The 13,260-nt window shown below is 63.9% G+C and carries 13 protein-coding genes; 3 read left to right on the top strand and 10 right to left on the bottom strand.

Going from position 1 to position 13,260, the window contains the following annotated elements:
• Window positions 1–54 precede the first annotated feature (54 nt).
• From edd to zwf, 3 genes are read right to left on the bottom strand one after another with little or no spacing between them, the layout of a single operon-like run.
• Window positions 55–1,896, bottom strand: coding sequence for a phosphogluconate dehydratase (gene edd / locus BLP76_RS11580; protein WP_092812985.1), 1,842 nt, complete (start codon window positions 1,894–1,896; stop codon window positions 55–57).
• A gap of 15 nt (window positions 1,897–1,911) precedes the next feature.
• Window positions 1,912–2,610 carry a 6-phosphogluconolactonase gene (pgl, locus tag BLP76_RS11575; RefSeq protein ID WP_092812982.1) on the bottom strand — a complete coding sequence of 233 codons (699 nt, stop codon included), beginning with the start codon at window positions 2,608–2,610 and terminating at the stop codon, window positions 1,912–1,914.
• Window positions 2,610–4,088: a glucose-6-phosphate dehydrogenase gene (gene zwf / locus BLP76_RS11570; RefSeq protein ID WP_092812979.1), complete on the bottom strand. Its 1,479-nt coding sequence runs from the start codon at window positions 4,086–4,088 to the stop codon at window positions 2,610–2,612. The genes pgl and zwf overlap by 1 nt, the downstream gene beginning before the upstream one ends.
• A gap of 148 nt (window positions 4,089–4,236) precedes the next feature.
• On the opposite strand from zwf, the gene BLP76_RS11565 reads away from it, so the two are divergent.
• Window positions 4,237–4,989 (top strand): ABC transporter ATP-binding protein, encoded by a 753-nt coding sequence (locus BLP76_RS11565; RefSeq protein WP_244514559.1) that lies wholly within the window; start codon window positions 4,237–4,239, stop codon window positions 4,987–4,989.
• Here BLP76_RS11565 and BLP76_RS11560 read toward each other — a convergent pair.
• Complete coding sequence (locus tag BLP76_RS11560) at window positions 4,911–5,297, bottom strand: ArsR/SmtB family transcription factor (protein WP_092812973.1); 387 nt, start codon at window positions 5,295–5,297, stop codon at window positions 4,911–4,913. The two genes, BLP76_RS11565 and BLP76_RS11560, sit on opposite strands and share 79 nt — an antisense overlap.
• 194 nt (window positions 5,298–5,491) lie before the next feature.
• On the opposite strand from BLP76_RS11560, the gene BLP76_RS11555 reads away from it, so the two are divergent.
• The gene (locus BLP76_RS11555) at window positions 5,492–6,229 is read left to right on the top strand and encodes a cytochrome c biogenesis CcdA family protein (RefSeq protein WP_234630112.1); all 738 of its coding nucleotides are present in this window, start codon (window positions 5,492–5,494) and stop codon (window positions 6,227–6,229) included.
• A gap of 30 nt (window positions 6,230–6,259) precedes the next feature.
• Here the strand turns inward: BLP76_RS11555 and BLP76_RS11550 are convergent, their stop codons facing one another.
• Window positions 6,260–7,171 (bottom strand): sugar kinase, encoded by a 912-nt coding sequence (locus BLP76_RS11550; protein WP_092812967.1) that lies wholly within the window; start codon window positions 7,169–7,171, stop codon window positions 6,260–6,262.
• Between the two features lie 80 nt (window positions 7,172–7,251).
• On the opposite strand from BLP76_RS11550, the gene BLP76_RS11545 reads away from it, so the two are divergent.
• Window positions 7,252–8,406, top strand: coding sequence for an AbrB family transcriptional regulator (locus BLP76_RS11545; RefSeq protein ID WP_092812964.1), 1,155 nt, complete (start codon window positions 7,252–7,254; stop codon window positions 8,404–8,406).
• Between the two features lie 8 nt (window positions 8,407–8,414).
• Here BLP76_RS11545 and BLP76_RS11540 read toward each other — a convergent pair whose 3' ends face one another.
• Genes BLP76_RS11540 through cysG form a run of 5 tightly spaced genes read right to left on the bottom strand, consistent with a single transcriptional unit; the run spans window position 8,415 to window position 13,171 of the window.
• Complete coding sequence (locus BLP76_RS11540; RefSeq protein ID WP_092812962.1) at window positions 8,415–8,945, bottom strand: DUF934 domain-containing protein; 531 nt, start codon at window positions 8,943–8,945, stop codon at window positions 8,415–8,417.
• Between the two features lie 55 nt (window positions 8,946–9,000).
• The gene (locus tag BLP76_RS11535; RefSeq protein WP_092812959.1) at window positions 9,001–9,744 is read right to left on the bottom strand and encodes a phosphoadenylyl-sulfate reductase; all 744 of its coding nucleotides are present in this window, start codon (window positions 9,742–9,744) and stop codon (window positions 9,001–9,003) included.
• Window positions 9,731–11,389 carry a nitrite/sulfite reductase gene (locus BLP76_RS11530; RefSeq protein WP_092812956.1) on the bottom strand — a complete coding sequence of 553 codons (1,659 nt, stop codon included), beginning with the start codon at window positions 11,387–11,389 and terminating at the stop codon, window positions 9,731–9,733. Before BLP76_RS11530 ends, BLP76_RS11535 begins: the two co-directional genes overlap by 14 nt.
• Window positions 11,390–11,423: 34 nt before the next feature.
• A complete protein-coding gene (locus tag BLP76_RS11525; RefSeq protein WP_092812953.1) occupies window positions 11,424–11,747 on the bottom strand; it encodes a DUF2849 domain-containing protein in 324 nt (107 codons plus the stop codon).
• Window positions 11,744–13,171: a siroheme synthase CysG gene (gene cysG / locus BLP76_RS11520; RefSeq protein WP_092812950.1), complete on the bottom strand. Its 1,428-nt coding sequence runs from the start codon at window positions 13,169–13,171 to the stop codon at window positions 11,744–11,746. Before cysG ends, BLP76_RS11525 begins: the two co-directional genes overlap by 4 nt.
• Between the last annotated feature and the right edge of the window lie 89 nt (window positions 13,172–13,260).

The raw sequence follows: 13,260 nt of genomic DNA, 5'->3' as shown, positions 1-13,260 counted from the left end.
GGACTTCCTCCAAGAAGGCGAGCGCGACCTCTGCGCACGCCCCCTCTCTATGCCTCAAGCGGCCTCGGTGAGCGCGGCGGGACGGATGACCCCTGCCCCCTCTTCGGCATCGCCCGCCATGGAGCGGAAGGCGGCGAATAGCTCGCGTCCCATGCCGAACTGATTGCCGGAGAGATCGCCCGTCTCGGCCTTCCGCGCCGCCCATTCCGCCTCGTCGACAAGGGCGGAGAGTGTGCCGGCCGTCGCATCGACACGAACGACATCACCGGTTCTGAGCTTTGCGATCGGACCGCCAGAGACGGCCTCCGGTGTGACATGGATGGCGGCAGGCACCTTGCCGGAAGCGCCGGACATGCGCCCATCGGTGACGAGGGCCACTTTGAAACCCCGGTCCTGCAGCACACCGAGTTGCGGCGTAAGCTTATGCAGCTCCGGCATGCCATTCGCCTTCGGCCCCTGGAAGCGCACGACAGCCACGAAATCGCGATCGAGCTCACCCGCCTTGAAGGCCGCAAGGAGATCCTCCTGCGAATGAAACACAATCGCAGGCGCCTCGACGATATGCCGTTCCGGCTTGACGGCGGAAACCTTGATCACGGCGCGGCCGAGATTGCCGGTGAGAAGCTTCAAGCCGCCCGTCGCCTGGAAGGGATTGGCAGCGGAGCGCAAAACATTCTCGTCGTGACTTTTCTCCGGCGCGTCGCGCCAGGTCGCTTCTCCATCGGCGTCGAGCGCCGCCTCGCGGCGATATTGCGAAAGACCACCGCCGGCGACCGTGCGCACATCCTCGTGCAGAAAGCCTTCATCGAGGAGCGTGCCGATCAGATAGCCCATGCCTCCGGCCGCATGGAAATGGTTCACGTCGGCAAGACCGTTCGGATAGATGCGCGTGACGAGCGGAACGACCTCCGAAAGGGCGGCGAAATCCTCCCAATTGACGACGATTCCGGCGGCCTGTGCCATCGCCACGAGATGCAGCGTGTGATTGGTCGATCCGCCGGTCGCGTGCAGACCGACGATGCCGTTGACGATCGCCTTCTCGTCGATGATCTCGCCGACCGGTGTGTAGTCGTTGCCGAGAGCGGTGATGGCGAGCGCCCGCTTCGCTGCCGCGCGCGTCAGCGCGTCCCGCAGCGGCGTGTTCGGATTGACGAAGGAGGCTCCGGGCAGGTGCAGGCCCATGATCTCCATCAGCATCTGGTTGGAATTGGCCGTGCCGTAGAAGGTGCAGGTGCCGGGTCCATGGTAGGATTTTGATTCCGACTCCAGAAGCTCCGCGCGCCCGATCTTGCCTTCGGCGTAGAGCTGGCGGATGCGTGCCTTTTCGTCGTTGGGAAGACCCGACGGCATCGGCCCTGCCGGCACGAAAACCGCAGGCAGATGCCCGAAGGACAGCGCCGCGATCGTCAAGCCGGGAACGATCTTGTCGCAAATGCCGAGAAAGACGGCGGCATCGAACATGTTGTGCGACAGCGCGATCCCGGCCGCCATGGCGATGACGTCGCGCGAGAAGAGCGACAGATCCATGCCCGTCTGTCCCTGAGTGACGCCATCGCACATCGCCGGCACGCCGCCCGCGACCTGTGCCACACCGCCCGCCTCGTGCGCCGCCCTGCGGATCACGTCGGGAAAACGCTCGTAAGGCTGATGCGCCGAGAGCATGTCGTTGTAGGCCGTGACGATCGCGAGATTGGGCGTCGTATCGCCGGCGAGCGCCGCCTTGTCGGATGCAGCGCAGGCGGCGAAGCCATGGGCGAGGTTGCCGCACGACAGGGTCTGACGGCGCGGACCCGCATCGCGGGCTTTGTGGATGCGATCGAGATACGCCTGACGCGTTGAGGCCGAGCGCGCCGCGACGCGTTCCGTCACGGCTGCGATTTCGGAGCGAACTGACATAAGAACTCCTTCGCCTTACGGCGCATAGAAGATTTCGGTGGGGACCCGGTCCTGTCTCAAGATAGCGCGGATCGGCATCTCTTCGATGTCGCCGTCAAGGCGCGCTTTGTCGAGGACGGCGCGTTTCTCCTCGCCTTCGATATGCAGGATCAGCGCCTTGGCGGTAAGAAGCCGGGGTAGAGTGAAGGTGATGCGTGGCTCGCCCGCTGCCTCCGCGCGCATCGGCAGGAGCGGCAGCTCCTGCGCCGGATCGATGGCCGCGGCGAGATTGTCTCCAGCCGGGAACCAGGAGGCGGTGTGACCGTCCGATCCCATGCCCATGACGACGACGTCGAAGGTTTCCGGCAATGCTTCGGTTGCAAGCGTCGCCGCACCCACGCCATCCTCCGGCGTGTCTGCCCCCGTATAAAGCGGAATGAAGCGGGCGGCCTTCGCCGGACCTTTGCCGAAATGCTCGGCCACGAGCCGTGCATTGGACCGCTCGTGCTCCACCGGCACCCAGCGTTCATCGACGAGCGTAACGAGGACTTTCTCCCAAGCGAGCGGACGCTGCGACAGGACCTCGAAAAAGAGCTTGGGCGTGGAGCCGCCGGAGAGTGCCAGGCTCGCCACACCGTTCTTGGCAATGCCTGCGGCAAGTGTGCGCTCCGTGAGGTCGGCAAGACTTTCGGCGAGTGCGTCCCGGTCCTCGAAATTGTGCCAGTTATGCACCATCAGTCGGTGTCCTCATGCCAGGTGCGGCCGTCACGCTCGATAAGGGCGATGGCAGCCGACGGTCCCCAGGTACCCGCCGTGTAGGGCACGGGCGGGCTGCCGTCTTCGTCCCAGGCATCATGGATCGGATCGGTCCACGCCCAGGCCGCCTCCACCTCGTCGCGCCGCATGAACAGCGTCTGGTTGCCGCGAATGACGTCCAGGAGCAGCCGCTCATACGCATCGGGATAGCGTTCCTGGAAGGATTCCGCGAAGCTCATATCGAGCGGTACGTAATTGAGCCGCATACCGCCCGGGCCCGGATCCTTGATCATGATCCACTGCTTCACGCCTTCGTCCGGCTGCAGGCGCAGGACGAGCCGGTTCTGCGAGATGACGCCGGAATCCTTCGGAAAGATGGAATGCGGGATCGCCCGAAAGGTGATGACGATCTCCGAGACCCGGTCGGCAAGCCGCTTGCCGGTCCTCAGATAGAAGGGCACGCCCGCCCAGCGCCAGTTGGCGATTTCCACCTTCAAAGCCGCAAACGTCTCCGTGCGGCTGCGCTTGTTGCCGATCTCCTCCGCATAGGAGGGAACCGCGCCGCCTTCCGCAGCTCCGGCGCGGTACTGGCCGCGCACCGTCAGGCGATCGTAATTCGAGGCATTGATCGGCTTCAGCGCCCGCAGAACCTTGAGCTTCTCGTCGCGGAGCGAATTGGCGTCGAAAGAATCGGGCGGCTCCATCGCGACGAGGCACAGAAGCTGGATCATATGGTTCTGCACCATGTCGCGGAGCGCGCCGGACGTGTCGTAATAATCGCCGCGCGAGCCGACTCCGATCGATTCCGCCACCGTGATCTGCACATGATCGATATGGGCGGAGTTCCACAGAGGCTCGAAGAGCGTGTTGGCGAAGCGCAGAGCCATGAGGTTCTGCACCGTCTCTTTGCCGAGATAATGATCGATGCGGAAGACCTGGCTCTCATGAAAGGCCTGAGCGACCGCATCGTTGACCTTGACCGCAGAGGCGAGATCGCGCCCGACCGGTTTTTCGATAACGACTCGCGAGTTTGGCGTTACGAGCCCGTGCTGGGCGAAACGCTGACACAGATCGTCGAAGAGGTTCGGAGCAACCGCGAGATAGAAGGCGCGCACACGCTCTGTGTCACCATCAAGCTCATCTCTCAGCGCATCCCAACCCTCATCCGACAAGGCGTCGAGCGAGCGGTATGAGAGCATGCCAAGGAACGCATCGAGCGTCTCGCGCGAGCGCTCGCCTTCCGGTACGAACTCCGTCAGTGCCTCTTCCGTCATCGCACGATAATCATCGTCGCTCATCTTTCGCCGGGAGGCAGCGATGATCCGCCCTTCGGCGGGAATCTGGCCGTCGCGCATGCGGTGATAAAGGGCCGGAAGGAGTTTGCGGCGGGCGAGATCGCCCGTGCCTCCGAACACGATATAGTCGAAGGGCTCGACCGGGATGACGCGGTAGGTCATGAAGACAGCCTGCAGAGAAGAAAGAAGCGACAACTTGTCCCAGCGTTCCGCCACATTCCCCAGTCCCGGTCAAGGGAGCCCCTCTCGTGCGGGCGTGAGGAGTGGGACGAACTCCGGATCTCCTGGAGCACGTATCGCGGCCGCGGGCGTGAGCAAGACCTTCGCCGACGGTCTTCAGACACTTGAGACTGTGTCTCTCGAGGTCGAACCCGGAGAATTTATCGCGCTTCTCGGCCCATCCGGCTGCGGCAAGACCACGTTCTTGCGGATAGCGGCAGGCCTGGAGCCGTTGAGCGACGGGAGGCTCACCGTCGAAAGCGCCGCACCCGATCGGCCTGCCGAGGTCGGCTACGTCTTTCAAACGCCCACCTTGATGCCCTGGGCGAGCGTCCTTGCAAATGTCCGCCTGCCGCTCACTTTGCGCAAGAAGCCGCGAAAATCAGCCGATGCGGAGGCAAAAGCCGCGTTGGAGAATGTCGGTCTCGCCGATTTTGCCGAGGCATTGCCGCGTCAGCTCTCCGGCGGCATGGCGATGCGCGCCTCGCTGGCACGCGCACTGGTGACGAAGCCGAATCTTCTGCTTCTCGACGAACCGTTCGCGGCGCTCGACGAGATGACGCGTTTCCGCCTCGGCGACGAGCTCATGGCGCTTCAGGAAGAGCAGAAATTCACCGTCCTCTTCGTGACGCATTCCTTGTACGAGGCGGCCTTCCTGGCGGATCGCGTCGTCGTCTTCTCGCCGCGCCCAGGCCGCATCATCGGTGAAGTGAGGAACGGCGCAGCGCGCCCACGCCGGCCGGACTATCGCACCAGCCAGCCGTTTCAGGAATTGGTCGAAGAGCTCCGTCGGCTCCTCTCAGGCGACGCGGAGCCTTCATCTTCGCCGCAAAACATGTCGTAGATGACATCGATGAGCCGCCGGGCCCGTCCGGAAGCGAGACTGTAGAAGATCGTCTTTCCCTCGCGGCGGGTTGCCACCAGCCCTTCCAGGCGCAGACGCGCAAGCTGCTGCGACACCGTCGGTTGGCGCAGCGCCAGAAGCGTCTCCAACTCCGTGACCGATTTTTCCCCATCGGCCAGATGACACAAGATCATCAGTCGGCTCTCATGCGACAGCGCCTTCAGGAAGGCGCTCGCCGCAGCCGCCTTTTCGGCAAGGCTCGGCAGTTCGGGCTCGTCGGTCTCGGTCAGCGGTCTTGCAAGAGGCATTGGTGTCCTAGCCAGCTCTCGTCAGCGATGAGGTCGCGCGCTATGGTCGCTTCGCCCGCGACATCGCGGCGCGGTACCATAACGTTCTCTTGAATCTCTTTTTATCGCCATCCGAGCCATATGTAGAGGAACTTCAAACTTTGCCCAAGCGCTGAATGCGCGGGCCTCAACCTTCATATTCCAGAGGACAGACCGTGCTCGACATCACCTGGGTCGGCGCCTTTATCGGCGGCCTCTTATCTTTCGTCTCGCCTTGCGTTCTTCCGATCGTCCCGGCTTCGCTGTGCTTTATCGCCGGTGTGTCTCTTGATGAGCTTTCAGGTCAGGGGGACGTTCCTTCCGGCCTGACACGCAAAGTCTTCACCGCCGCCCTCGCCTTCGTGCTGGGCTTCACCACGGTCTTCGTCCTGCTGGGCATGACGGCCTCCGGCATCGGCCGGCTCCTGGCGGAATATAAGGACTGGCTGGCGATCGTGGCGGGCGTCGTCATCATCGGCTTCGGCCTGCATTTTCTGGGGCTTCTCCGCTTCGGGTTCCTCTACCGCGAGGCGCGTTTTCAGGTCCGGGAGAAGCCGCCGGGGCTCTTCGGGGCCTATCTGATCGGCCTTGCCTTCGCCTTTGGCTGGACGCCCTGCGTCGGTCCGGCTCTTGGCACCATCCTCGCCCTTGCCGGACGCGAGGGCTCCGCCCCCGAGGGCGCGCTCCTTCTCTTCATCTACGGCATGGGTATGGGCTTGCCGTTCCTGATTGCGGCTCTCTTCGCCGGCCCCTTCCTGCGCTGGGCCTCCGGCTTCCGCCGCCACATGGCGACGGTGGAGAAGGCGATGGGCGGCCTCCTCGTCCTGACCGGCATTCTCTTCCTGACCGGCGACATGGCGAGCCTGTCCTATTGGCTCCTGGAAACCTTCCCCTCTTTGCAGACGATCGGCTGAAGCCGACCCGGCCCCTGACGGCTTCAGCCGTCAGGGCTCCTCTCGCGGAATGAGCGCGCCGCGCACCATGATCACACGGCGCGCCAGCGCCTGTCCCCGCGCCACGGCCGCTTCGGGCTCAGCGCCTTGCAGGCGGGCGGCGAGATAGGCCGCATTGAAGCTGTCGCCTGCTGCCGTCGTATCGACGGGCACAACCTTTTCACCGATTGGAACCTCGGTCTCGCCACCGCCATGGCGCACGAGGACGCCTGCATCACCGCGCTTCAGGACGATTTCTTCTGCCCCGAAATCCTGCAGGGCGGCCATGACATCATCATCGGTATCGAGCCCCCACAACAGCCTTTCATCGTCGCACGACGGCAGAAGCAGCGAGGCAAGAGGCAGAAAGCGGCGAAAAACCGAGCGAGCCCGCTCAATATCGCCTGCCCACAAGGTCGGGCGATAATTGCTGTCAAAGGCGATTTTCGTCCCCGCCTGCCGCGCGCGTTTCAGCGCGGCCTCAAAACGTTCAAGCCCCGCATCGGAATAAATGCCGAGCGTAATTCCGGAGAAATAGATCCACTCCGCCTCCGCCATCGCGCCCTTGATGCGCGAGCTGTCCTCAAGCTCGAAGAGCTCGCGAGCGGGTGCGTTCTGCCGCCAGTAGAAGAACCGCCGTTCGCCGGCCGAATCAGTTTCGATCGCGTAAAGGCCCGGGAGCCGGTCTGGCACACGCAGGACGGCATCGGTGGAAAGACCTTCCACCTGAGCGAGCGAGACGATCGCCCCACTGAACGGGTCATCCCCGCCAAGGGCCGTAGCATAGCCCGTTTTGACCCCCTCTCGGGCGAGATAAACGGCCGTATTGAAGGTATCGCCGCCATATTGGATGGCGTAGGAACCCAAGCTAGTTTTGAATAGCTCGATCATGCACTCGCCGATCGACAGCACCCGCACACCCATTTCGATCCTCTCCTCCCCTCCGACACCTCGTTTGGCGCCGTCCCCAGAGCTTCCTGAAATCGTTGTGGAATACCAAAGGATTGTCTGACAAGCCCGCCCCTGACCCCCTCAGCGCCTCCCCGGCGCAGCCAGCGTCTCTCCGATATCGCCGCGCTCTCGCCTCCAGCCTTGGGCCGTTCAAGCGCGAGCGCTTTCCCTATCGCAAATTCATCACCGCCCTCGTTCTCGGTGGCGCGGGGGGTTCGCTCTTTTACTATTTCGGCCTGCCGCTCGCCTGGATGCTCGGCCCGATGACCTTCTGCACCGTCGGCGCCCTTTTGAAGGCGCCGATCGCAGCACCATCCATCGTGCGCCCGCCGATGATCATCATCATCGGTGTTCTTTTGGGATCGGGGTTCCGGCCGGATTTGATCGGGCACTTGGCGGACTGGGTCCCCACGCTCCTCGGACTTGTCCTGTTCGTCGCCGTCTCCGCGGTCTTGTGCATCACCTATTTTCGCGTCGTGGCAGGGTTCGACTGGGTGACGGCCTATTTCTCCGGCATGCCGGGAGGTCTCGTCGTCATGACGGTGCTCGGAGAAGAACGCGGCGGTGACGGCGGCATGATCGCGCTCGTACATGCCGCGCGCATCCTTCTCGTCGTCATGACGCTGCCGTTTCTGGTCGAATGGCTTTCCGGCGAGACGATCACGAGCGGGACCGGCAGCGCCGGAGCCGGGACACCCTTCATCGAGGGAGCCTTCTGGTTCCTGGTCTCGGCCGTCTTGGGCGTCATCATCGGGCGCCTCTTGCGTTTCCCTTCGCCGGAGATGATCGGACCGATGACGGTGAGCGCCGCCATTCATCTCTCCGGCGTTACGCATTTCGTGCCGCCCTATGGGCTCGTCATCGCCGCGCAGCTCGTTCTGGGCACGGTCATCGGCTGCCGTTTCCGCTCAACCCCGCCGGCGACCGTCCTCAAGGTGATGCTTCTGTCGCTCGGCTCGACCGTGATCCTGCTCACCGTCACCTACGGCTTTGCCTATACGATCGGGCATTTCACGCGCTTCAACGCGCTCGCCTTGATGCTCGCTTATTCGCCGGGTGGCTTGACGGAGATGAGCCTCGTCGCCCTGTCGCTGCAGGTGGAGGTCGCCTTCGTGGCAACGCATCACATCGCACGGATCCTGATCGTTCTCATCACCTCAAACGCCGCTTTCGGGCTCGTCTCGCGGCTCCGCAAGCCCAAGACCTGAGCGTTGGATCAGAGCGAAGACGCCTCGCGGATCGCCGGGCGGCGCGCCCAGGAACGCCCAGCCACAGCCGTCTCCGCACCCTGACCGGGCTGGTAGAAGAGATCGACGCCCGGTAGCGCACCGCGCTCGAGTGCGGCAATCGTCGGCCGGTTGCGCACCAGAAAGCTGTCGAAGCCACACCGCAGCATCAAAGGGATCTGGTCGATGAGCACGTCGCCGACGGCACGAATCTCCCCGGAAAAACCGTGCCGGGAGCGCAAGATCTCAGCCTTGGAAAAGGAGCGCCCATCCGTGAAGGCTGGAAAATCGAGCGCCACCAGTTCGAGGCCCGCCAGATGCGGGACGAGGAGATCGACCGGTTCACCCGCGTTCAGAAGCGCGCCCATCGGGGTGAGGCGCGCTTCCGCCACCTGTTCGTCCAGCCGGGCGGCCGGCAGAATGACTTTGTCGTCTGCCGCGATAGCCTCGTCGGTCTGGAGGAGGCGCCATTCATCGACGACAAAACCGCCCTTGCGCCAGAGGCGCGTCTCATCACTCATGGTTCATTCCCTGAGAGCCAATTCTTGAGATCGTCCGGTCAACCACCGGCCAGTCTTACGGAGCCAGGTGGATGCCGCATTCGGTCTTGTCGCGCCCACGCCAGCGCCCTGCCCGCTCATCCTCACCGGGCTTGATGCGCGACGTGCACGGCATGCAGCCGATCGAGGGATAGCCTTCCGCTACCAGCGGATGGCGCGGCAGGTCGAAACGCTCGAAATAGGCGCGGATATCCTGAGGCCCCCAGCTGGCGAGCGGATTGACCTTGAGCCTGGGTCCGTCGACCTCGAAGGCGGGCATACGCGCCCGGGTGGCACTCTGATGGCGCTTGCGGCCGTTCATCCAGGCCGAGAAGGGCTGAAGCGCGCCGGCGAGCGGCAAGGTCTTGCGCAGATGGCAGCAGCGATCGGCATCCTGCGAAAACAACATACCCACCGGATCTTCGCGTTTGAGATCTTCCGGGTCCGGCTTGATCAGCCGCACATCCTTGAGACCGAGCATCTGCGTCAGCGTCTCGCGGTAGCGGTGCGTGGCCGGGAAATGCTTGCCGGTGTCGATGAAGAGCACCGGCGTCGACGGCTCGATCTCCGACAGCATATGCAGCCACACGGTCGATTCGGCGCCGAAGCTCGTCACCGCCGCGATATCGTCGGCGTCGAATTCGTCGAGTGCGATGCGCAGGATCTCCTGCGGTGTCGCATCGCCATACCGTGCCTCAAGGTCGGCAGCGCGCGAGGCGATATCGCCATCCGACGTACGGCGCGGCCCCGCTGATCCTGTTCCAGGCTCAAACGGTCGCATAGAGCGCCTCCTTGAAAGGTTCCTGCCCCAGCCGCCGGTAAGCGGAGAGAAAACTCTCGCTCTCATCCAGCCGAAGATCGAGATACCGATCGACCAGGGTTTCAACTGCATCAACTACCTCCTCGGACGAGAAGCCCCGGCCCACGATCTCGCCGATGGTGGTGGTTTCATCGCCCGACCCACCGAGCGTGATCTGGTAGAATTCCTGGCCCTTCTTCTCCACCCCCAAAATGCCGATATGACCGACATGGTGGTGGCCGCAGGCGTTGATGCAGCCCGAAATCTTGATCTTCAATTCCCCGATTTGCCGCTGTCTCTTTGGATCTCCGAAACGTTTGGAGAGGTTCTGCGCGACCGGAATGGAACGAGCATTGGCGAGCGCGCAGTAATCGAGCCCCGGGCAGGCGATGATGTCGGTGATCAGCCCGGCATTGCCTTCCGCGAGCCCGATCGCGACAAGTTGATCGTAGACCGCTTTGAGATCGTCAAGCGCCACATGCGGCAGGACGAGATTCTGCTCATGGCTGACGCGAATTTCGCCGTGACCATAGTGCTCGGCAAGATCGGCGATCGCATCCATCTGGTCGGCGGAGGCATCGCCCGGCACCTCGCCGATCGATTTCAGCGAAATCGTCACGATGGCATGGCCCGGCAGCTTGTGGGCTTCGACATTGCGGTCGACCCAGGCTCCGAAAACGGGATCCCCGGCGCGCGCCCGCTCGAATTCCTCCGAACGTGCCGGGCGATCGGTGAGGGCGGGAAGCGCGAAATACGCCTCGATCTTGCGGATATCCTCGGCGGGAAGCGTCAGATCGCTGCCGTGAAGCTCGGCAAATTCCCGCTCGATCTCGGCTTTCAATTCCTCGATCCCCGTCTCGTGGACAAGGATCTTGATGCGTGCCTTGTATTTGTTGTCGCGCCGCCCGTGCAGATTGTAGACGCGCAGGATCGCCGTCACATAGGCGAGAAGGTCGGCCTCGGGCAGGAACTCGCGGACCTTCTTGGCGATCATCGGCGTGCGCCCCTGGCCGCCGCCGATATAGACGGCGAAGCCGAGGGCGCCCGAATTGTCCCGCTTCAGCTGCAGGCCGATATCGTGCGTTTGGATGGCGGCGCGGTCGCGCTCCGACCCGATGAGGGCGATCTTGAACTTCCGCGGCAGGAAGGAAAACTCCGGGTGGATCGACGACCATTGCCGGAGGATTTCGGCATAGGGCCTGGGATCGGCGACCTCGTCGCCGGCGGCACCGGCGAAATGATCGGCCGTCACGTTGCGGATGCAATTGCCCGAGCTTTGGATGGCGTGCATTTCCACGCTCGCGAGATCATCGAGGATCGCAGGGATATCGACGAGCCGCGGCCAGTTGAACTGGAGGTTCTGGCGCGTGGTGAAATGCCCGTAACCGCGATCATACGTGCGCGCGATATGGGCCAGCATGTGCATCTGCCGCGCCGAAAGGGTGCCGTAGGGAATGGAGATGCGCAGCATATAGGCGTGGAGCTGCAGATAGACGCCGTTCATCAGCCTGAGTGGCTTGAACTCGTCTTCCGAAAGCTCGCCGGAAAGCCGCCGCTCCACCTGCCCGCGGAACTGCCGGAGCCGCTCCTGCACGAAGCGGTGATCGAATTCATCGTAGCGATACATGAGAGTTCCGTTCGCTGAGAAAGAGGAGAGCGGCTTAAGCCGCGTCTTCGAAAAGCGTGATCGGGCGGCCGACCTTGGGCCGGATGCTCGGGCCCTGCGCCCGGATGCGTTCGCGCAACCTCACCGGCACGATCTCGCCGCCCGCCTGCGTGACGGCGATGGCGTCCGGGCCGACGATTTCCTGGCGTGAAACGGCATCAGCCGCGTCCGCAAGGCCTTCCGCAACCTTCTCCGGCGCAAAGACTTTGGCCGCGTTGATGTTGTCGAACCACTGCCCCCCGGCACCGAGCCAGACGACAGCCCCGTCTTTGAGCCGGTTGGCGGTGACGACCTGAAGGTCCTGACGCTTGCCGCTCATGCTGCGAGCCTTTCTGAAACATGGAGGGGTTCGGCCCGATCGAGCCGGGCGGCCGCGACCGCCTCGCCGACGATGACGAGACCTGGGCCAGAGAGATCATCACGGTCGGCAAGGGCCGGCAGATCATTGAGCGTGCCGACCAGCATGCGCTTGTCTGGCCGGCTCGCATTCTCAACGACCGCAACGGGCGTATCCTCGCTGAGGCCGGCATCGGCGAGCCGCGCTGCGATATCGGCGGCGACGCTTCTGCCCATATAGATCGCGAGCGTCATCCCGCCGGCCGCAAGCCGCGCCCAATCCGGCAATGCCTCGCCATACATGTCGTGACCGGTGGTGAAGACGAGAGACGACGCGGTGCCCCGGAGCGTCAGCGGCAGCTCGAGATCCGCCGCTGCCGCAAGCCCCGCCGTCACCCCGGGGACCACGTCGTGAGCGATACCCGCAGCGCGCAGCGCCGCGAGCTCTTCGCCCGCACGACCGAAGACCATCGGATCGCCAGCCTTGAGCCGCACAATCCGGCGCCCCTCGCGCGCGGCGGCGATCAGGAGGCGATTGATCTCGTCCTGGGATTTCGCGTGGCAGCCTTTGCGCTTGCCGACATTCACCCGCTCTGCATCGCGGCGGCCCTGAGCGATCACGGCCTCCGGCACCAGCGCGTCGTGAAAGATAATGTCCGCTTCCTGCAGCACACGTTGCGCCCGCAGCGTGAGAAGGTCTTCCGCGCCTGGCCCGGCGCCGACGAGCGAGACGAAGCCGCGGGCAGGCGCAGCTGCCCGATCGATCAAACGTTCGGCTTCGCGGACCGCGCCATCCCGATCGCCCGCCGAAAACATGGAAAGCGCCGCACTGTCGAAGAAGCCGGCCCAGAAACGGCGGCGTGCCACGCCGCCGGATAGCCGCGAACGCACCCGTCCGCGCAGGGAATCGGCAAAGGCGATGAAACGACCGTAATCGCGCGGCAGCATCGCCTCGAGCCGCGCCCGCAGCCGTCGCGCAGCCACCGGCGCTGCACCCGTCGTGGTGATGGCAACGGCAAGAGGCGCCCGATTGACGAGAGCGGGCGTATAGAAGTCGCAGAGCTCGGGCCGATCGACAGCGTTGGCGGGAATGCCGCGCGCCCGAGCTGCTGAGACGACGCGACGATCCTCAGCCTCTTCGCCCGAAGCGGCGAAGACGAGAACGGCGCCCTCGACATCGGATGCCTCGAAGTCGCGCGCGAAATGACGGGCACCCGTCGAGACGATCGCTTCCCGCAGTGCCGGCGAGACCTCAGCCGCGACGACGGAAATCTCTGCGAGGCTCTCCCCGAGAAGCCGGACCTTGGCAGCCGCCTCATCGCCGCCCCCAACGACCAGGACACATCTGCCCGCCACCTTGTGGAAGGCCGGGAAGACATGAAGCTTGTCGGACTGGGAGACGACCATGGGATGCCCCTTAGAACGAAACGTTGTTCTATAGGACCACGGGTTTCCCGTCTCTCAAAGCAACGTATGAGCGATAAGAGAGAGAAAGA

Origin of the sequence: Afifella marina DSM 2698 (assembly GCF_900102695.1) — a bacterium.
GTDB lineage: Bacteria > Pseudomonadota > Alphaproteobacteria > Rhizobiales > Afifellaceae > Afifella > Afifella marina.
The sequence above is the reverse complement of the archived record's forward strand: the minus strand, read 5'-3'. Positions and strand labels throughout refer to the sequence as shown.